Annotated in this window: 20 protein-coding genes; 19 read left to right on the top strand and 1 reads right to left on the bottom strand. The window is 57.6% G+C overall.

What is annotated here, in order from left to right:
- Positions 1–566 precede the first annotated feature (566 nt).
- From rpmH to mnmE, 5 genes are all read left to right on the top strand, one after another.
- Entirely contained in the window at positions 567–701 is a 135-nt protein-coding gene (gene rpmH, locus LOY69_RS30370) for a 50S ribosomal protein L34 (protein WP_003213577.1), read from the top strand.
- Positions 702–717: 16 nt separating this feature from the next.
- Positions 718–1,119 carry a ribonuclease P protein component gene (gene rnpA / locus LOY69_RS30365; protein ID WP_197662869.1) on the top strand — a complete coding sequence of 134 codons (402 nt, stop codon included), beginning with the start codon at positions 718–720 and terminating at the stop codon, positions 1,117–1,119.
- Positions 1,112–1,357, top strand: a complete 246-nt coding sequence (gene yidD, locus LOY69_RS30360; protein ID WP_003213574.1) for a membrane protein insertion efficiency factor YidD — start codon at positions 1,112–1,114, stop codon at positions 1,355–1,357. The genes rnpA and yidD overlap by 8 nt, the downstream gene beginning before the upstream one ends.
- Positions 1,358–1,359: 2 nt before the next feature.
- Positions 1,360–3,060 (top strand): membrane protein insertase YidC, encoded by a 1,701-nt coding sequence (gene yidC / locus LOY69_RS30355; protein ID WP_102862422.1) that lies wholly within the window; start codon positions 1,360–1,362, stop codon positions 3,058–3,060.
- Positions 3,061–3,139: 79 nt separating this feature from the next.
- Complete coding sequence (mnmE, locus tag LOY69_RS30350) at positions 3,140–4,510, top strand: tRNA uridine-5-carboxymethylaminomethyl(34) synthesis GTPase MnmE (protein WP_265073970.1); 1,371 nt, start codon at positions 3,140–3,142, stop codon at positions 4,508–4,510.
- Positions 4,511–4,570: 60 nt separating this feature from the next.
- Here mnmE and LOY69_RS30345 read toward each other — a convergent pair whose 3' ends face one another.
- Complete coding sequence (locus tag LOY69_RS30345) at positions 4,571–5,404, bottom strand: AraC family transcriptional regulator (protein WP_170001377.1); 834 nt, start codon at positions 5,402–5,404, stop codon at positions 4,571–4,573.
- Positions 5,405–5,748: 344 nt separating this feature from the next.
- Between LOY69_RS30345 and LOY69_RS30340 the strand changes: the two genes are divergently transcribed.
- The 14 genes from LOY69_RS30340 to atpG all read left to right on the top strand — a co-directional run bounded on the left by LOY69_RS30340 (position 5,749) and on the right by atpG (position 18,650).
- The gene (locus LOY69_RS30340) at positions 5,749–7,137 is read left to right on the top strand and encodes an amino acid permease (RefSeq protein WP_265073969.1); all 1,389 of its coding nucleotides are present in this window, start codon (positions 5,749–5,751) and stop codon (positions 7,135–7,137) included.
- 48 nt (positions 7,138–7,185) lie between these two features.
- Positions 7,186–8,007: a phytanoyl-CoA dioxygenase family protein gene (locus tag LOY69_RS30335; RefSeq protein ID WP_265073968.1), complete on the top strand. Its 822-nt coding sequence runs from the start codon at positions 7,186–7,188 to the stop codon at positions 8,005–8,007.
- A 122-nt stretch (positions 8,008–8,129) separates the two neighbouring features.
- On the top strand, positions 8,130–8,468 hold the full coding sequence (locus LOY69_RS30330; RefSeq protein WP_265073967.1) for a hypothetical protein: 339 nt from the start codon (positions 8,130–8,132) through the stop codon (positions 8,466–8,468).
- A 560-nt stretch (positions 8,469–9,028) separates the two neighbouring features.
- On the top strand, positions 9,029–10,921 hold the full coding sequence (gene mnmG, locus LOY69_RS30325; protein ID WP_170001381.1) for a tRNA uridine-5-carboxymethylaminomethyl(34) synthesis enzyme MnmG: 1,893 nt from the start codon (positions 9,029–9,031) through the stop codon (positions 10,919–10,921).
- Between the two features lie 5 nt (positions 10,922–10,926).
- Entirely contained in the window at positions 10,927–11,562 is a 636-nt protein-coding gene (gene rsmG / locus LOY69_RS30320; protein WP_265074927.1) for a 16S rRNA (guanine(527)-N(7))-methyltransferase RsmG, read from the top strand.
- 18 nt (positions 11,563–11,580) lie between these two features.
- Positions 11,581–12,378, top strand: coding sequence for a ParA family protein (locus tag LOY69_RS30315; RefSeq protein WP_011064388.1), 798 nt, complete (start codon positions 11,581–11,583; stop codon positions 12,376–12,378).
- A gap of 9 nt (positions 12,379–12,387) precedes the next feature.
- On the top strand, positions 12,388–13,260 hold the full coding sequence (locus tag LOY69_RS30310) for a ParB/RepB/Spo0J family partition protein (RefSeq protein ID WP_011064387.1): 873 nt from the start codon (positions 12,388–12,390) through the stop codon (positions 13,258–13,260).
- 148 nt (positions 13,261–13,408) lie between these two features.
- On the top strand, positions 13,409–13,816 hold the full coding sequence (locus LOY69_RS30305) for a F0F1 ATP synthase subunit I (RefSeq protein ID WP_016964883.1): 408 nt from the start codon (positions 13,409–13,411) through the stop codon (positions 13,814–13,816).
- Positions 13,817–13,832: 16 nt separating this feature from the next.
- Positions 13,833–14,705: a F0F1 ATP synthase subunit A gene (atpB, locus tag LOY69_RS30300; protein WP_102862414.1), complete on the top strand. Its 873-nt coding sequence runs from the start codon at positions 13,833–13,835 to the stop codon at positions 14,703–14,705.
- A gap of 133 nt (positions 14,706–14,838) precedes the next feature.
- Complete coding sequence (gene atpE / locus LOY69_RS30295; RefSeq protein ID WP_002555987.1) at positions 14,839–15,096, top strand: F0F1 ATP synthase subunit C; 258 nt, start codon at positions 14,839–14,841, stop codon at positions 15,094–15,096.
- Between the two features lie 57 nt (positions 15,097–15,153).
- Positions 15,154–15,624, top strand: coding sequence for a F0F1 ATP synthase subunit B (locus LOY69_RS30290; RefSeq protein WP_011064385.1), 471 nt, complete (start codon positions 15,154–15,156; stop codon positions 15,622–15,624).
- A 12-nt stretch (positions 15,625–15,636) separates the two neighbouring features.
- Entirely contained in the window at positions 15,637–16,173 is a 537-nt protein-coding gene (locus LOY69_RS30285) for a F0F1 ATP synthase subunit delta (RefSeq protein WP_102862413.1), read from the top strand.
- 21 nt (positions 16,174–16,194) lie between these two features.
- Positions 16,195–17,739: a F0F1 ATP synthase subunit alpha gene (gene atpA, locus LOY69_RS30280; RefSeq protein WP_102862412.1), complete on the top strand. Its 1,545-nt coding sequence runs from the start codon at positions 16,195–16,197 to the stop codon at positions 17,737–17,739.
- 50 nt (positions 17,740–17,789) lie between these two features.
- Positions 17,790–18,650, top strand: a complete 861-nt coding sequence (atpG, locus tag LOY69_RS30275) for a F0F1 ATP synthase subunit gamma (protein ID WP_011064382.1) — start codon at positions 17,790–17,792, stop codon at positions 18,648–18,650.
- The last annotated feature ends 21 nt before the right edge of the window (positions 18,651–18,671 follow it).

The raw sequence follows: 18,671 nt of genomic DNA, 5'->3' as shown, positions 1-18,671 counted from the left end.
GGATATCCCCTAAGTTGAAAGCCGGTGAGGCAAAAACAAGCGGCCATTGTAGCGATCAGCCGTCCACTTATCCACATGTAGCGTGCCCTCAGGACACTAAGAATCAACGCCTTACCCCGAATAAACACGACCAATGGTATGTGCATAAGCTCTGTGGATAACCCCGCCTGAGGTCATTGCACAACTCGGGTCAAAACTCTGTGGGTAACTCGCCTGTGGATAACCTCTCGTTCCACACACAGGTTTTCCGATAGCGCAGCACAGGCAGGACACCGTTTCTCAACCGTGTTGTCATCCTCTGTACAGTACGGACTATAAGGGCTTAAGCCAGTTATCCACAGAAGGTGCCGTCCCTAGCCTTTATAAGCTTTACAGAAAAGCTTTAAATACTTTCCTTCTTTATTTTTATATCTAGCCAAGACTGACTCACAACCCAGGACCCGGACATACATAGATAAAGGAAAAGCTGGTTGGAAATTGACCTAGAGGCTTGCTTTCTCTAGAATCGCCGATCTCTTAAAACGGGGGCCATTCCGGCCCGTTGTGGACGAACCAGGTAACACGACATGAAACGTACTTTCCAACCAAGCACTATCAAACGCGCTCGTACCCACGGTTTCCGTGCTCGCATGGCTACCAAGAACGGTCGTGCCGTCCTGTCGCGTCGTCGCGCCAAAGGTCGTGCGCGTCTGGCAGTTTGATAATCCGGCACTGGAGGTGAGTCAGGACTTCAGTCGGGAAAAGCGTCTGCTTACCCCCCGGCACTTCAAGGCGGTCTTTGACTCCCCTACCGGCAAGGTTCCGGGGAAAAATCTCCTGCTCCTTGCGCGCAACAACGACCTGGATCATCCCCGTCTGGGGCTCGTGATCGGGAAAAAGAGCGTAAAGCTCTCCGTTGAGCGCAATCGCCTCAAGCGTCTGATGCGCGAATCGTTTCGTCTCCACCAGGACTCACTGGTCGGATGGGATATCGTTATCGTCGCGCGCAAAGGTTTGGGCGATGTAGAAAACCCCGAATTGATTCAGCATTTCGGCAAACTCTGGAAACGTCTGGCGCGCAACAAGCCGGAACCAGCAGTCAAATCCGAAACTGTAGGGGTAGACAGTCCCGATGCGTAAACTGGCACTCGTTCCGATCCAGTTTTACCGCTATGCCATTAGTCCTCTGATGGCCAATCACTGTCGTTTCTACCCCAGTTGTTCCTGCTACGCGTTAGAAGCCATCGAAAATCATGGCCTTCTGCGCGGTGGCTGGCTGACCTTTCGTCGTTTAGGTCGCTGTCATCCGTGGAATCCCGGTGGTTATGACCCGGTTCCACCTATCCCTACCTCCCGTTCTTCTTCGATGGCCGAGTAATCATGGATATCAAACGCACGATCCTGATCGTCGCCCTGGCAATCGTGTCCTATGTCATGGTTCTTAAATGGAACCAGGATTATGGCCAGGCTGCCCTGCCGACTCAGAATGTTGCTTCCAGCACGACCGCTCCGGGCTTGCCGGATACGCCAACTGGCACTTCCGCTGCCAACGACGACATTCCACGCGCCGCAAGCGATACCACTGCACCCGCAGAAGCGCCGGTTGCTGCAAGCAAAGATCTCATTCAGATCAAAACGGATGTGCTCGACCTGGCTGTCGATCCACAAGGTGGGGATATCGCGCAACTGCGTTTGCCACTGTATCCACGTCGTCAGGACCACCCGGAAATTCCTTTCCAGCTGTTCGATAACGGCAACGAACGGACTTATCTGGCACAAAGTGGCCTGATTGGCAGCAACGGCCCGGACGCCAACCCGGCCGGTCGCCCGATCTACTCGGCAGAGAAGAAAAGTTATCAACTGGCTGACGGTCAGGACCAATTGGTGGTCGACCTGAAGTTCAGCAAGGACGGCGTCAACTACATCAAACGTTTCACCCTGAAGCGTGGCCTGTACGACATCACCGTTTCCTACCTGATCGATAACGAAAGCGCGCAACCTTGGACCGGTGCGATGTTCGCCCAGCTCAAGCGCGACGCCAGTTCCGATCCATCCTCCAGCACCGCCACCGGCACTGCGACTTACCTGGGCGCCGCCCTGTGGACAAGTTCCGAGCCGTACAAAAAAGTGTCCATGAAAGACATGGACAAGGTGAACGAGGACAAAACCAAGGCGCCCATCACTGAAAATGTTCAGGGTGGCTGGGTAGCCTGGCTGCAGCACTACTTCGTGACCGCCTGGATTCCGCCAAAAGGCGAAAATAACCAGGTCCTGGCGCGTAAAGACAGCAAAGGCAACTACATCATTGGCTACACCGGCCCTTCGATGACCGTTGCTCCAGGCGCCAAGGCTGAAACCAGTGCCATTCTGTACGCCGGCCCGAAAAGCCAGGCGGTGCTGAAAGAGTTGTCCCCAGGTCTGGAACTGACTGTCGACTACGGCTTCCTGTGGTTCATTGCCCAGCCGATCTTCTGGCTGCTGCAACATATCCACAGCCTGGTGGGTAACTGGGGCTGGTCGATCATTTTCCTGACCATGCTGATCAAGGGGATCTTCTTCCCACTGTCGGCTGCCAGCTACAAGTCGATGGCGCGCATGCGTGCCGTTGCTCCTAAACTGGCCGCGCTGAAGGAAAAATTCGGCGACGATCGTCAGAAAATGTCCCAGGCGATGATGGAGCTGTACAAGAAAGAGAAGATCAATCCGCTGGGCGGCTGCTTGCCGATCCTGGTGCAGATGCCGGTCTTCCTGTCCTTGTACTGGGTACTCCTGGAAAGCGTGGAAATGCGCCAGGCACCATTCATGCTGTGGATTACCGACCTGTCGATCAAGGATCCGTTCTTCATCCTGCCGATCATCATGGGCGCCACCATGTTCATCCAGCAGCAGTTGAACCCGACGCCTCCGGATCCGATGCAGGCCAAGGTGATGAAAATGATGCCGATCATCTTCACCTTCTTCTTCCTGTGGTTCCCTGCAGGTCTGGTTCTGTACTGGGTAGTGAACAACTGCCTGTCGATCGCACAACAGTGGTACATCACTCGTAAGATCGAAGCGGCTACCAAGAAAGCTGAAGCCTGACCTACGCTGTGGATAACCACACAAGACGCCCCCTAGTGGGGCGTTTTGCTATCTGTCACTTTTGTCTGGATGTCGGTTTATGAATGTCCCTCGTGAAACCATCGCCGCTGTAGCCACTGCCCAAGGTCGCGGTGGCGTGGGCATCGTACGGATTTCCGGGCCCCTGGCGAGCCTGGCCGCCAAGGCCATCAGCGGCCGCGAATTGAAACCGCGGTTTGCGCATTACGGCCCCTTTCTCAGTGAACAGGGAGAGGTGCTGGATGAAGGCATTGCCCTGTATTTCCCGGGGCCGAACTCCTTTACCGGCGAAGATGTGCTGGAGCTGCAGGGCCATGGCGGCCCCATCGTTCTCGACATGTTGCTGCAGCGCTGCCTCGAGCTGGGTTGCCGGCTGGCCCGACCTGGAGAGTTCAGCGAGCGCGCCTTTCTCAATGACAAGCTCGATCTGGCACAAGCCGAAGCCATTGCCGACCTGATCGAGGCCAGTTCTGCACAGGCCGCGCGCAACGCATTGCGCTCGCTGCAGGGCGCATTCTCCCAGCGTGTGCATAACTTGACCGAACAGCTGATTGCCCTGCGGATCTATGTCGAAGCGGCGATTGATTTTCCCGAGGAGGAAATCGACTTCCTCGCCGATGGCCACGTGTTGAGCATGCTCGATGCGGTCCGCGACGAGTTATCCACAGTACTGAGGGAAGCCGGGCAGGGCGCCTTGCTCCGTGACGGCATGACGGTGGTGATCGCTGGCCGTCCGAACGCCGGCAAGTCTAGCCTGCTCAATGCCCTGGCCGGGCGCGAGGCGGCCATCGTCACTGATATCGCCGGCACTACTCGGGACATTCTCAAGGAACATATCCACATCGACGGCATGCCGTTGCACGTGGTGGATACCGCCGGCCTCAGGGACACCGAGGATCAAGTGGAAAAAATCGGCGTCGAACGTGCGCTCAAGGCCATCGGTGAAGCCGACCGGGTATTGCTGGTGGTGGACGCCACTGCAGCAGAAGCGGCTGATCCCTTCGCCCTGTGGCCTGAATTTCTTGAGCAGCGTCCGGACCCGGCCAAGGTGACCTTGATCCGCAACAAGGCCGATCTGACTGGTGAGCCTATCGCTCTTGAAACCTGTGAGGATGGCCATGTGACCATCAGCCTCAGTGCCATGTCTGTCGGTGTCGGGCTGGATTTGCTACGTGAGCATCTCAAGGCTTGCATGGGTTATGAACAGACGTCGGAAAGCAGCTTCAGTGCCCGCCGCCGGCACCTCGAAGCGTTGCGCTACGCCAGTGCCGCGCTGGAGCATGGCCGTGCCCAGCTGACCTTGGCCGGCGCCGGTGAGCTACTGGCCGAGGATCTGCGGCAGGCCCAGCAGTCGCTGGGAGAAATCACCGGGGCCTTCAGTTCCGATGACCTGTTGGGACGGATCTTTTCCAGCTTCTGCATCGGCAAGTAGAGCCGCCCCCGGTGCGCTCCGGCAGAGGTTATCCACACCCCTGCCGGTAGCGGACGGCGTTTATTCCACCGACAGGTAGATGCGTGTCTGCAACTGTGCGGGTGGGGTGACGCGTGGATCGTTCACATAGTGTTCGAACATCGGAAAATCCCCTGGTGTCAGCCCACTGTCAGGCAGCCACTCGGAGAACATCCAGGCATAGGCTTTATCCATCTCGTTGTAGGGGCCCACGTAATTCAGGATTGCGTAGCGCCCTGGAGGAATGTCGAACCTTTCCAGCTGTTCGCCCAGGTCTGCATCGGGCGCGACCGCGACTCCGGCTAGCGAGCGCAATTGCTCAGTCGGGACCTGCTCGGGGTCGTTGAAGTAGACACCGAATCCGCTGGTGTCCGAATGCATGAGCCCCCGGCTGGCGGCCAGCATGAAAGCGCGGGTGAACACCGGACCGATTTCCTGGTAGGAGCCCTGATGAGGCAGGGCTGCCAGAACAACGCCGGGGAAGGTTTCGATTGTGATGGAGTACATATTTGACACCTCAGGGTCGAAAGGACGGGAACGGGTTGCGCGATAACGCCCAGGCGGCAACCCGAAAACGCCAGAGAATGCCCGGTTGAACGCCGCCCCCGACTCGTAGCCAGCACGCAGAGCTACCTCGGCCAGATCCGCGTCGGTGCCTGCCAGCGCTGCGGCTGCCAGGTGCATGCGAATGCGTTGCACCGTGGCGTTCAGCGTTTCTCCCATCATTGCGCGGTAGATGCGATGAAAGTGGTAAGCCGACATACAGGCCAGGTCCGCCAGGTGGTACAGGTCCGGATCGCTGTGTGGATGGCTTGCCAGCCAACGCAGCACCGGCTCCATGCGCTGGCCGTACTGGATTCGGGTTGCAGGTTTCATAAGGCCTCCTTGGTACTCCACTGTAGCGACGGCAGATTTGCAGATTTTGCGATTTTTACCGGCCCCGAGGACAACGACGTTACCTTTACCCCCTTTCCCGATTCCAGCCGATGAACCTGCGGTCTTGAGTAACAGGCCCATTTCGTAAGTGGGCTAAAGTTTCCGCCATTTATCCGCACTAGCCGACGCGTTCGGCACTTTTATCCTTCATTCCCCAAGTGGTACCTGATTTGCATCCTGGCAGATGTACAGGTTTGTACACCTGAGGAAATAGTCCGGCTATTGCCCCTGGGTCGGCCGATGGACGCCGACGGGGTCGACAGTCCGGCATTCAAGGAACAGAAATGGCTAGCACGACTGCGTTAAACCGTGGTTTGAGCACCCGGCACATCCGTTTCATTGCGCTGGGTTCAGCCATCGGCACCGGGTTGTTCTACGGTTCGGCGGCCGCCATCAAGCAGGCCGGTCCTTCGGTACTGCTGGCGTACCTGATCGGCGGAGCGGCGATCTACCTGACCATGCGCGCCTTGGGGGAAATGGCTGTCAGAAACCCGGTATCGGGTTCCTTCGGGCATTACGCCAGTTGTTATCTTGGACGCTTTCCGGGGTTTCTCACCGGCTGGAGTTATGCTTTTTCGATGCTCATGGTGTGCCTGGCGGACGTCACCGCCTTTGGTGTCTACATGAGCCTGTGGTTCCCCGATACGCCCCGCTGGATCTGGGTGCTGAGCATCGTGCTGGGGATCGGCGCCTTGAACCTGTGCAGTGTGCGGATCTTTGGCGAAATGGAGTTCTGGCTATCGCTGCTCAAGGTCGCGGCGATCATCGCAATGATCGGCGGAGGCTTTGCGGTGCTGCTGTTCGGTATCCAGCTGGGTGACGGACAGCATTCTGTGGGCCTGAGCAACCTGTGGGCCTATGGTGGTTTTTTCCCCAATGGCCTGGAGGGCATGATCGCCTCGTTCACCATTGTCATGTTCGCCTTTGGCGGGATCGAGGTCATTGGCATCACGGCGGGCGAAGCCAAGGACCCGCAACGCATGATTCCCAAAGCGATCAACTCCGTGCCACTGCGGATTCTGATCTTCTACATCCTGACCCTGCTGGTGTTGCTGATGCTGTTTCCCTGGTCCGGTATCGGCAGTCAGGGCAGTCCCTTCGTGCAGATCTTCAGCGGCCTGGGGATAAATTCGGCGGCAACGGTACTGAACCTGGTGGTGATCTCCGCGGTGTTCTCGGCGATCAACAGCGACATTTTCAGTGCCGGCCGCATGATGTACGGCATGGCGGCGATCGGTCAGGCCCCTGCGGCGTTTGCCAGCACCTCGCGCTTCGGAGTCCCCTGGATGACGGTGCTGGTGATGTCGGTGGCTCTGCTGTTCGGTGTTTTGCTCAACTACCTGGTACCCGAGGAATTGTTCCTGGTGTTTGCTTCGCTGGTGACCTTCTCGGTGGTCTGGGTCTGGCTGATGATCCTGCTCTCGCAGATGGCCATGCGCCGCAGCATGAGCCCGGAGGAAATCGCCGCCCTGGGCTTTCCTGTGCCTTTCGGCGCCGCTGGCCAGGTCTGCGCGGTGCTCTTCATGCTGTTCATCTTTGTGGTGCTCGGCGCCTTTGCGCAAACCCGCCTGGCGCTTTATGTCGGTGTCGGCTGGCTGGCATTGCTGTCACTGGCCTACTGGGTATGGATCAGGCCGAACACCGCCCTCACTGATGTGCCCCTCCCGGACTGAGGATCTCGGCCGTTGTGCTGCCCTCCATTGGATGAAAAGGAAAACACCATGCAAGCGTTCCACCTGCCCCCCTCAACCATCGAGGCGTTTCAGCGTGATGGTGTCGTGTGTATTCGCCAGCTGTTCAGTGCCGACGAAGTGGCGCTGCTGGAGCGGGGGATCGAACACAACCTGGCCAGCCCCAGCGAGCGGGCCAAGGTCGCTAGCCAGGCGGATGATCCTGGCTGGTTCTTCGAGGACTTCTGCAACTGGCAGGACAACCCCGACTACAGGCGCTTCATCTTCAACAGCCGGGTAGGCCATGTCGCCAGCCAGCTGATGCAAAGCGACAACGTGCGGCTCTATCACGATCACCTGCTGGTCAAGGAGCCCAACACTCGGCAAGCCACGCCCTGGCATCAGGATCAGCCGTACTACAACGTCGAGGGCCAACAAAACTGCAGCATGTGGATGCCCGTGGACCCGGTGGCGCGGGCATCCACACTGGAGTTTGTCGCCGGTTCCCACCGTGGTCCCTGGCTGATGCCGCGAACCTTCCTGGACAATCAGGCCAAATGGTTTCCCGAAGGCAGTCTGGCGGACCTGCCGGACATCGAAGCCGATCGCTCGGCCTTCAATATCCTCGGCTGGGCCCTGGAACCCGGGGACGCGGTGTTCTTCCACATGCTCACCCTGCATGCCTCTGGCGGTGTGGGGGGCGATCGCCGGCGTCGGGCATTTTCGCTGCGTTTTCTGGGAGATGACATGCGTCATGCCCCCAGACCCTGGCGCACCTCGCCCGAGTTTCCAGGGCTGGCCACGGCTCTGCCTGCCGGGGCGCCGATGGAACATGAGCTTTTCCCTTACTTGTGGACATGCCAGGGCAAATGAAGCCTGTTCAGAAACCAGCGGATCAGCGGCTTGAAGCCGTCGGAAGAATCGGAATCAGCTGATATTCATTCGTTCAAGCCCCGGCCAGCATCCGCGGTCGCTGCTATCAAATGGATGGAAGGGTGTTTATGCGCTTTTGTAGCTATCTCGCGGTACTGGGTCTGGCCCTTGTCTGCCAAGGCAGTTGGGCTCAACTTCCCTCGGATCAGGCGCCTGTGGCGGAGGGTGTCGCCGCCTTCGAGCCGTCCGCCGTTTCGGCCCAGAACTCCCCAGAGGTTGAAGCTGAAAGCTTGAACGATGGGATCTCGACGAACCCATCTCTGGCGGGCAATGACATGGCCAGCGCCTCGATACTCGATAGCGCCAAGGCTGGCTTGAAGAAGTACTGGCTGGTCCTGGTCATTGTCACGCTGGCGTTGAGTTGGTGGATACAAGGTCGCCTGGTCAAGCGCCCCGAGTAACCGCTGCAATCATCACCTGGTGTTATCCACAGACAGGCTCGCGCAGCCTGTCTGTTTCTCCCTCTTCCTGATCGATCCGTTGTAGCCGTTGAGGCCACAACAAGGTCGACCTGTGCCTGAGTTTCCCTGGACGCGGATGTTTTCTGTGGATTAAGCCCTGTGAATAACTGCCCTTCAGATCGGTTGATAACCAGGCTTCAAAACTGAGGAAAACCACGCCTGTGGATAACCACCCCATTCATCCACAGGTTTAAACCGCTTATCCAAGGGCCTCCTGGCCACCTAATCACAGAGTTTAAAACCTCTGTACATATTGAATATAAAGGCCTGTAGCAATCTATCCACAGAAAGGCATGTGCATAAGAATAAACATAAAAACAAGGATTTAATAAATTTCTCTCTTTTAATTTCTATTGACTGTGATCCATCCACAGCTGGTTAAATTTTGTGCAAAGGGTTCTTTAGGAAGGGCTAAGTCCCTATACTTGCCGCCTTGGTCCAAAAACCAACCCGACAACTACTCCTAATTACTCCTACTTGAAGCAGGCACGAGGTGCGTGGTGGATTTCCCTTCCCGTTTTGAAGTGATCGTCATCGGCGGCGGTCATGCCGGTACCGAGGCAGCACTTGCATCAGCACGAATGGGGGCCAAAACCCTGTTGCTGACGCATAACGTGGAAACCCTCGGAGCAATGAGCTGCAACCCCGCAATTGGTGGGATCGGCAAGAGCCATCTGGTCAAGGAAATCGATGCCCTAGGGGGTGCGATGGCGATGGCGACCGATAAAGGCGGTATTCAGTTTCGTGTGTTGAACAGCCGCAAAGGCCCAGCCGTGCGCGCTACCCGCGCCCAGGCCGACCGTGTTCTGTACAAGGCGGCGGTGCGCGAGATCCTCGAGAACCAGCCGAACCTGTGGATATTTCAACAAGCCGCAGATGACCTGATCGTTGAACAGGATCAGGTACGCGGTGTCGTGACCCAGATGGGTCTGCGTTTCTTCGCGGAATCCGTGGTGCTTACCACCGGAACCTTCCTCGGTGGACTTATCCACATCGGAATGCAGAACTATTCCGGTGGTCGTGCCGGTGACCCGCCCTCGATTGCCCTGGCGCAACGACTGCGAGAACTGCCACTGCGGGTTGGCCGCCTGAAAACCGGTACTCCACCGCGTATCGATGGCCGTTCTGTGGATTTCTCGGTCATGACCGAACAGCCTGGGGATACACCGATTCCGGTGATGTCGTTCCTGGGCTCGAAAGAACAGCATCCACAACAGGTCAGTTGCTGGATTACTCACACCAACGCCCGCACCCACGAGATCATCGCCTCGAACCTCGATCGTTCGCCGATGTATTCCGGGGTGATCGAAGGCATTGGCCCGCGTTACTGCCCGTCGATCGAAGACAAGATCCATCGCTTTGCCGACAAGGAAAGCCATCAGGTGTTTATCGAACCTGAAGGCCTGACCACTCACGAGCTGTACCCGAACGGTATATCCACATCCTTGCCATTCGACGTGCAGTTGCAGATCGTGCAATCGATCCGCGGCATGGAAAACGCACACATCGTGCGCCCGGGTTATGCCATCGAGTACGACTACTTCGATCCGCGGGATTTGAAATACAGCCTGGAAACCAAGGTCATCGGCGGCCTGTTCTTCGCTGGTCAGATCAACGGCACCACCGGGTACGAAGAAGCCGGCGCCCAGGGTTTGCTGGCCGGGGCCAACGCCGCACTGCGTGCCCAGGGCAAAGACAGCTGGTGCCCGCGCCGCGATGAAGCCTATATCGGTGTGCTGGTGGATGACCTGATTACCCTGGGTACCCAGGAACCGTACCGGATGTTCACTTCCCGAGCGGAATACCGCCTGATTCTGCGCGAAGACAATGCCGACCTGCGTCTGACCGAAAAAGGTCGCGAGCTGGGTCTGGTGGATGACGTGCGCTGGGCCGCTTTCTGCAAGAAACGCGAAGGCATTGCCCAGGAAGAGCAACGCCTGAAGTCCACTTGGGTCCGTCCGGGCACCGAGCAGGGCGATGCCATTGCTCAGAAATTCGGCACCCCGCTGACCCACGAGTACAACCTGCTGAACCTGCTGAGCCGTCCGGAAATCGACTACGCTGGTCTGGTCGAAGTGACCGGGCATGGTGCTGAAGATCCACAGGTCGCGGAACAGGTCGAGATCAAGACCAAATACGCAGGCTATATCGATCGCCAGCAGGACGAAATTGCTCGTCTGCGGGCCAGCGAAGACACCAAGCTGCCTGTGGATATCGATTACACCGGCATTTCTGGCCTGTCGAAGGAAATCCAGAGCAAGCTCGGCGCAACCCGTCCGGAAACCCTGGGCCAGGCGTCGCGGATTCCCGGCGTGACCCCCGCGGCGATTTCCCTGTTGATGATTCACTTGAAAAAACGCGGCGCGGGCCGTCAGTTGGAGCAAAGCGCTTGAGTTCTATGGTCACCCCACAACACGCGGATGAGTTATCCACAGGCGCTCTCCAGCTCGGTGTCAATCTGAGCGCAGCCCAGCACGAATTGCTGCTGGGTTACCTGGCCCTGTTGATCAAGTGGAACAAGGCTTACAACCTGACGGCGGTGCGCGACCCGGATGAAATGGTCTCCCGCCATCTGCTCGATAGCCTGAGCGTAATGTCGTTCATCGAAAACGGCCGCTGGCTGGATGTTGGCAGTGGCGGCGGGATGCCTGGTATCCCTCTGGCAATCCTGTTTCCCGAGTCGCAAGTCACCTGCCTGGACAGCAACGGCAAGAAAACCCGCTTCCTGACACAGGTCAAACTCGAACTCAAGCTGGATAACCTGCAAGTTATCCACAGCCGGGTCGAAGCCTTCACGCCTGAACAGCCTTTCAACGGGATCATTTCCCGGGCGTTCAGCAGCATGGAGAACTTCACCAGCTGGACCCGCCACCTGGGCGACCGCGATACACGCTGGCTGGCAATGAAGGGCGTCCATCCCTCGGATGAGCTGTTAGCATTGCCGGCAGACTTCCACCTCGATAGCGAACACGCCTTGGCCGTACCCGGTTGCCAAGGCCAACGCCATCTGCTGATACTGCGCCGCACGGCATGATTGGGAACACAAGCAAGAATGGCTAAGGTATTCGCGATAGCGAACCAGAAAGGTGGTGTGGGCAAGACCACCACCTGCATCAACCTCGCAGCATCCCTGGTAGCGACCAAGCGCCGGGTGCTGTTGATCGATCTCGATCCACAGGGCAACGCCACCATGGGTAGCGGTGTGGATAAACACGGTTTGGAAAACTCGGTCTATGACCTGCTGATTGGTGAATGCGACCTGGCCCAGGCCATGCACTTCTCCGAACACGGTGGTTATCAATTGCTGCCGGCCAACCGCGACCTGACGGCCGCGGAAGTGGTGCTGCTGGAAATGCAGATGAAGGAAAGCCGTCTGCGCAGCGCCCTGGCGCCGATTCGTGAAAACTACGACTACATCCTGATCGACTGCCCGCCGTCGCTGTCGATGCTCACCCTCAACGCCCTGGTGGCCGCCGATGGGGTGATTATCCCCATGCAGTGCGAGTACTACGCGCTGGAAGGCTTGAGCGACCTTGTGGATAACATCAAGCGTATCGCTGAACTGCTCAACCCCGAGCTGAAGATCGAAGGCTTGCTGCGTACCATGTTCGACCCGCGCCTGAGCCTGATGAACGATGTTTCCGCGCAGCTCAAGGAACACTTCGGCGATCAGCTGTACGACACCGTGATTCCGCGCAATATCCGTTTGGCCGAGGCGCCGAGCTACGGCATGCCGGCATTGGCGTACGACAAACAATCCCGTGGCGCGCTGGCCTACCTGGCCCTGGCGGGCGAGATGGTTCGCCGGCAACGTAAACAATCGCGCGTCGCAGCCGCCCAGCCAACTTAAGGAATCCCCATGGCCGTCAAGAAACGAGGTCTCGGACGTGGACTGGATGCACTGTTGAGTGGTCCGACTGTCAGCGCACTGGAAGAACAAGCGGTGCAGGCCGACCAGCGTGAGCTGCAGCACCTGCCCCTGGACCTGATCCAGCGTGGCAAGTACCAGCCACGCCGGGACATGGACCCACAGGCACTGGAAGAACTGGCCAACTCGATCAAGAGCCAGGGTGTGATGCAGCCGATCGTGGTCCGTCCCATTGGTGGTGGTCGTTTCGAGATCATCGCCGGTGAACGCCGCTGGCGCGCCAGCCAGCAGGCCGGCCAGGAAACCATCCCGGCGATGGTCCGCGATGTACCGGATGAAACCGCTATCGCCATGGCGCTGATCGAGAATATCCAGCGCGAAGACCTCAATCCCATCGAGGAAGCGGTGGCCCTGCAGCGCCTGCAGCAGGAATTTCAGCTGACTCAGCAACAGGTCGCCGAAGCGGTGGGCAAGTCCCGCGTCAGTGTGGCCAACCTGCTGCGCCTGATTGCCTTGCCTGAGGTAATCAAGACCATGCTGTCCCACGGCGACCTGGAAATGGGTCATGCCCGTGCCTTGCTCGGATTGCCGGAAAATCAACAGGTTGAAGGGGCGCGACACGTTGTCGCACGAGGTCTCACTGTACGTCAGACCGAGGCGCTGGTTCGCCAGTGGCTGAGCGGCAAACAGGAGCCTGCTGAACCGGTCAAGCCAGACCCGGATATCGCCCGTCTCGAGCAGCGCCTGGCCGAGCGCCTAGGCTCTGCGGTGCAGATTCGTCATGGGAAGAAGGGCAAGGGACAGCTGGTGATCGGCTATAACTCCCTGGATGAGCTGCAAGGCGTCCTCGCTCACATTCGCTGAAACATTTCCTCATGTAGCGCGCAGTCGGAAATCACTACCCGGCAGTTGAATAGGGGCTGAACCGCCCCTATACTCTGCGCGCATTTTGTCGGCACAAATTATGCCAAGTTATTGAATTCTGGCGGCCGACCCTTGAGGAGCAAGAGCGATGGAAACCCGCACGCCAAACCGCTTGCCGTTTCATCGCTTGGCGGTTTTTCCGGTTTTATTGGCTCAGTTGGTCATTCTGCTGATAGCCGCTCTGGCGCTTTGGCAATGGCGTGGAGTCGTTGCCGGGTACTCAGGCCTTTGCGGAGGACTGATAGCCTTGCTACCCAATGTGTATTTCGCTCACAGGGCATTTCGGTTTTCCGGCGCTCGAGCGGCCCAAGCCATAGTCCGGTCTTTTTATGCCGGTGAGGCGGGCAAACTGATTTTGACGGCGGTGCTGTTTGCACTGACGTTCGCAGGTGTGAAGCCACTGGCGCCGCTGGCTGTATTCGGCGTCTTCGTGCTGACCCAACTGGTCAGCTGGTTCGCTCCCCTGCTAATGAGAACAAGACTTTCGAGACCTTAGGGCGTTTGAGGCAACCATGTCAGCAGAAACAACCGCTTCGGGCTATATCCAGCACCACTTGCAGAACCTGACCTTCGGTCAGCTACCCAATGGGAGCTGGGGCTTTGCCCACTCCGCAGCAGAAGCCAAGGAAATGGGCTTCTGGGCATTCCACGTCGATACCCTCGGCTGGTCTGTCGCACTGGGTGTGATCTTCATTCTTCTGTTCCGCATGGCGGCCAAGAAGGCGACTTCCGGCGTGCCGGGCGCTTTGCAGAACTTCGTTGAAGTCATGGTTGGCTTCGTCGATGGCAGCGTGAAGGACAGCTTCCACGGCCGCAGCCCGGTGATCGCACCGCTGGCGCTGACCATTTTCGTCTGGGTGTTCCTGATGAACGCCATCGACCTGGTACCGGTGGACTGGATTCCGCAACTGGCCATGTTGATCTCGGGCGATCCGCACATTCCATTCCGTGCCGTTTCCACCACTGACCCGAACGCCACCCTGGGCATGGCCCTGTCGGTGTTCGCGCTGATCATTTTCTACAGCATCAAGATCAAGGGCATCGGCGGCTTCATCGGCGAACTGACCCTGCATCCGTTCGGCAGCAAGAACATCTTCGTTCAAGCGCTGCTGATTCCGGTGAACTTCCTGCTGGAATTCGTGACCCTGATTGCCAAGCCGATCTCTCTGGCACTGCGTCTGTTCGGCAACATGTATGCCGGCGAACTGGTGTTCATCCTGATCGCTGTGATGTTCGGCAGCGGTCTGCTGTGGCTCAGCGGCATGGGTGTGGTTCTGCAATGGGCGTGGGCTGTGTTCCACATCCTGATCATTACCCTGCAGGCCTTTATCTTCATGATGCTGACCATCGTCTACCTGTCGATGGCGCACGAAGAGAACCATTAAGACCAGTCTCGACTAGTCTGATGTCCCTCTCGTTGCGGCGAGAGGGGGCCCGTCTCGGGCTCGATGAAACGATTTGTTTTACCGCTTTAATCTAAAAAACCTAAACCATACGACGTAAAAGTCGGGAGGAAAGATGGAAACTGTAGTTGGTCTAACCGCTATCGCTGTTGCACTGTTGATCGGCCTGGGCGCACTGGGTACCGCAATTGGTTTCGGCCTGCTGGGCGGCAAGTTCCTGGAAGGCGCTGCGCGTCAACCAGAAATGGTTCCAATGCTGCAAGTTAAAATGTTCATCGTTGCCGGTCTGCTCGACGCCGTAACCATGATCGGTGTTGGTATCGCTCTGTTCTTCACCTTCGCAAACCCCTTCGTTGGTCAACTCGCTGGCTAATCACTCGAGTATTCGAGTTGATTGGTGTGACGGACAACGAACGAGCGAGGTGTTGGCGTGAACATTAATGCAACCCTGATTGGCCAGTCCGTTGCGTTCTTAATTTTTGTATTGTTCTGCATGAAGTTCATTTGGCCTCCGGTCATTGCTGCTTTGCACGAACGTCAAAAGAAGATCGCGGATGGACTGGACGCTGCCAGCCGAGCAGCTCGTGACCTGGAACTGGCCCAAGATAAAGCGGGTCAGCAACTGCGCGAAGCTAAAGCTCAGGCAGCTGAAATCATTGAGCAAGCCAAGAAGCGCGGTTCTCAGATCGTCGACGAAGCCCGTGAACAGGCTCGTGTCGAAGCTGAACGTGTGAAGGCTCAGGCTCAGGCCGAGATCGAACAGGAACTGAACGGTGTCAAAGACGCGCTGCGTGCCCAACTGGGTAGCCTGGCAGTCAATGGCGCAGAGAAGATCCTGGGTGCCACAATCGATCAAAACGCGCACGCAGAGCTGGTTAACAAACTGGCTGCTGAAATTTAAGCGAGGGCGATCATGGCAGAACTGACCACGTTGGCCCGACCTTACGCTAAGGCGGCCTTCGAGCACGCTCAGGCCCACCAGCAGCTGGCCTCTTGGTCAGCCATGCTCGGCCTGGCTGCAGCGGTGTCACAAGATGACACCATGCAGCGCGTGCTTAAGGCCCCGCGACTGACGAGCGCAGAAAAGGCCAACACTTTTATCGAAGTGTGTGGCGACAAGTTTGATGCACAGGCACAGAATTTCATTCACGTTGCCGCCGAGAACGACCGTCTCCTGCTGTTGCCGGAGATCGCCGCTCTGTTCGACCTGTACAAGGCCGAGCAAGAGAAATCGGTGGATGTGGATGTAACCAGTGCGTTCGCATTGAACCAAGAACAGCAAGACAAACTCGCCAAGGTTCTCAGTGCACGGCTCGGCCGGGAAGTGCGACTGCACGCTGCGGAGGATGCCAGCCTTATTGGTGGCGTCGTAATCCGCGCCGGCGACCTGGTTATCGATGGCTCGATTCGCGGCAAACTCGCGAACCTTGCCGAAGCATTGAAATCTTGAGTTTGAAGGGGCAGCAGAGCAATGCAGCAACTCAATCCTTCCGAAATAAGTGAAATTATCAAGGGCCGCATCGACAAGCTCGATGTGACCTCCCAAGCCCGTAACGAAGGCACTGTCGTCAGCGTATCTGACGGCATCGTGCGGATTCACGGTCTGGCCGACGTCATGTACGGCGAGATGATCGAGTTTCCGGGCGGCGTCTACGGTATGGCCCTCAACCTGGAGCAAGACTCCGTAGGTGCCGTTGTATTGGGCGCGTACACCAGTCTGGCTGAAGGCATGAGCGCCAAGTGCACCGGCCGCATCCTCGAAGTTCCGGTTGGTAAGGAACTGCTGGGTCGCGTAGTCGACGCACTGGGTAACCCAGTTGACGGCAAAGGTCCGCTGAACAACACCGAGACCGATGCGGTCGAGAAAGTTGCTCCAGGCGTGATCTGGCGTAAGTCGGTAGACCAGCCTGTACAGACTGGCTACAAGGCTGTCGATGCCATGATCCCAGTCGGCCGTGGCCAGCGTGAGCTGATCATCGGTGACCGTCAGATCGGTAAAACCGCTCTGGCGATCGACGCGATCATCAACCAGAAAGACAGCGGCATTTTCTGCGTCTACGTAGCGATCGGTCAGAAGCAATCGACTATCGCCAACGTGGTTCGCAAGCTGGAAGAAAACGGTGCCCTGGCTAACACCATCATCGTTGCTGCCAGTGCTTCCGAATCGGCTGCACTGCAGTTCCTGGCACCGTACTCCGGTTGCACCATGGGCGAATACTTCCGCGACCGCGGTGAAGACGCGCTGATCGTTTATGACGATCTGTCCAAGCAAGCAGTGGCTTACCGCCAGATTTCCCTGCTGCTGCGCCGTCCACCAGGCCGTGAAGCCTACCCAGGTGACGTGTTCTATCTCCACTCCCGTCTGCTGGAGCGCGCTTCCCGCGTTTCCGAAGAGTACGTAGAGAAGTTCACCAACGGCGCAGTGACTGGCAAGACCGGTTCCCTGACCGCTCTGCCGATCATCGAAACCCAGGCTGGCGACGTTTCCGCGTTCGTTCCGACCAACGTGATTTCCATCACCGACGGTCAGATCTTCCTGGAATCGGCCATGTTCAACTCCGGCATCCGTCCGGCTGTGAACGCCGGTGTTTCGGTATCCCGTGTGGGTGGTGCCGCTCAGACCAAGATCATCAAGAAGCTGTCCGGTGGTATCCGTACCGCTCTGGCTCAGTACCGTGAACTGGCGGCATTCGCCCAGTTCGCTTCTGACCTGGACGAAGCGACCCGTAAGCAACTTGAGCATGGTCAGCGCGTTACCGAGCTGATGAAGCAGAAGCAATATGCGCCGATGTCCATCGCCGACATGTCCTTGTCCCTGTACGCCGCTGAACGTGGCTTCCTGACGGACGTCGAGATTGCCAAAGTTGGTAGCTTCGAACAGGCCATGATTGCTTACTTCAACCGCGATCACGCCGACCTGATGGCGAAGATCAACGTGAAGGGTGACTTCAATGACGAAATCGACGCTGGCCTGAAAGCCGGTATCGAGAAGTTCAAAGCCACCCAAACCTGGTAAGCCGCAGCGGGAGCCGCAAGGCTCCCGCTTGCTAACCTGATAGGTGTTACATGGCAGGCGCAAAAGAGATTCGCAGTAAGATTGCGAGCATCAAAAGCACGCAAAAAATTACCAGCGCCATGGAAAAAGTGGCGGTCAGCAAAATGCGCAAGGCACAAATGCGCATGGCTGCTAGCCGTCCTTATGCGGAGCGCATCCGCCAGGTTATTGGTCATCTGGCCAACGCCAACCCGGAATATCGTCACCCATTCATGATCGACCGTGCTATCAAGCGCGTCGGTTACGTTGTGGTGAGCAGTGACCGTGGTCTGTGTGGTGGCTTGAACACCAACCTGTTCAAGGCTCTGGTCAAGGACATGGCGGTAAACCGCGAACAAGGCGTCGAGATCGATCTGTGTGTGGTCGGTAGCAAGGGTGCGGCCTTCTTCCGCAACTTCGGCGGTAACGTCGTTGCAGCTATCAGCCATCTGGGTGAAGAGCCGTCGATCAATGATCTGATCGGCAGCGTCAAGGTGATGCTGGATGCGTACCTGGAAGGCCGGATTGACCGCCTGTCCGTGGTATCCAACAAGTTCATCAACACCATGACTCAGCAGCCGACCGTGGAGCAGTTGATTCCACTGGAGGCAACCCCGGATCAAGAACTCAAGCACCACTGGGACTATCTCTACGAACCGGATGCCAAGGAGCTGCTGGACGGCTTGATGGTCCGTTATGTGGAGTCGCAGGTCTACCAGGCGGTGGTCGAGAACAACGCAGCTGAACAAGCGGCGCGGATGATCGCAATGAAGAACGCTACCGACAACGCCGGTGATTTGATCAGCGATTTGCAGCTGATCTACAACAAGGCGCGTCAGGCTGCGATCACCCAAGAGATCTCGGAAATCGTCGGCGGCGCTGCCGCGGTTTAACGGTTCAAATATTCAGAGGAT

Source organism: Pseudomonas sp. B21-059 (genome assembly GCF_026016285.1).
GTDB classification, from domain to species: domain Bacteria; phylum Pseudomonadota; class Gammaproteobacteria; order Pseudomonadales; family Pseudomonadaceae; genus Aquipseudomonas; species Aquipseudomonas danubii.
The sequence above is the reverse complement of the archived record's forward strand: the minus strand, read 5'-3'. Positions and strand labels throughout refer to the sequence as shown.

Coding starts and splice junctions, on each gene's coding strand:
- LOY69_RS30315 (WP_011064388.1), top strand. CDS start 11,581: ATGGCTAAGGTATTCGCGATAGCGAACCAGAAAGGTGGTGTGGGCAAG.
- LOY69_RS30285 (WP_102862413.1), top strand. CDS start 15,637: ATGGCAGAACTGACCACGTTGGCCCGACCTTACGCTAAGGCGGCCTTC.
- atpG (WP_011064382.1), top strand. CDS start 17,790: ATGGCAGGCGCAAAAGAGATTCGCAGTAAGATTGCGAGCATCAAAAGC.
- LOY69_RS30340 (WP_265073969.1), top strand. CDS start 5,749: ATGGCTAGCACGACTGCGTTAAACCGTGGTTTGAGCACCCGGCACATC.
- rpmH (WP_003213577.1), top strand. CDS start 567: ATGAAACGTACTTTCCAACCAAGCACTATCAAACGCGCTCGTACCCAC.
- LOY69_RS30335 (WP_265073968.1), top strand. CDS start 7,186: ATGCAAGCGTTCCACCTGCCCCCCTCAACCATCGAGGCGTTTCAGCGT.
- LOY69_RS30310 (WP_011064387.1), top strand. CDS start 12,388: ATGGCCGTCAAGAAACGAGGTCTCGGACGTGGACTGGATGCACTGTTG.
- LOY69_RS30345 (WP_170001377.1), bottom strand. CDS start 5,404: ATGAAACCTGCAACCCGAATCCAGTACGGCCAGCGCATGGAGCCGGTG.
- atpE (WP_002555987.1), top strand. CDS start 14,839: ATGGAAACTGTAGTTGGTCTAACCGCTATCGCTGTTGCACTGTTGATC.
- mnmE (WP_265073970.1), top strand. CDS start 3,140: ATGAATGTCCCTCGTGAAACCATCGCCGCTGTAGCCACTGCCCAAGGT.
- yidC (WP_102862422.1), top strand. CDS start 1,360: ATGGATATCAAACGCACGATCCTGATCGTCGCCCTGGCAATCGTGTCC.
- yidD (WP_003213574.1), top strand. CDS start 1,112: ATGCGTAAACTGGCACTCGTTCCGATCCAGTTTTACCGCTATGCCATT.
- LOY69_RS30305 (WP_016964883.1), top strand. CDS start 13,409: ATGGAAACCCGCACGCCAAACCGCTTGCCGTTTCATCGCTTGGCGGTT.
- atpB (WP_102862414.1), top strand. CDS start 13,833: ATGTCAGCAGAAACAACCGCTTCGGGCTATATCCAGCACCACTTGCAG.
- rsmG (WP_265074927.1), top strand. CDS start 10,927: ATGGTCACCCCACAACACGCGGATGAGTTATCCACAGGCGCTCTCCAG.
- atpA (WP_102862412.1), top strand. CDS start 16,195: ATGCAGCAACTCAATCCTTCCGAAATAAGTGAAATTATCAAGGGCCGC.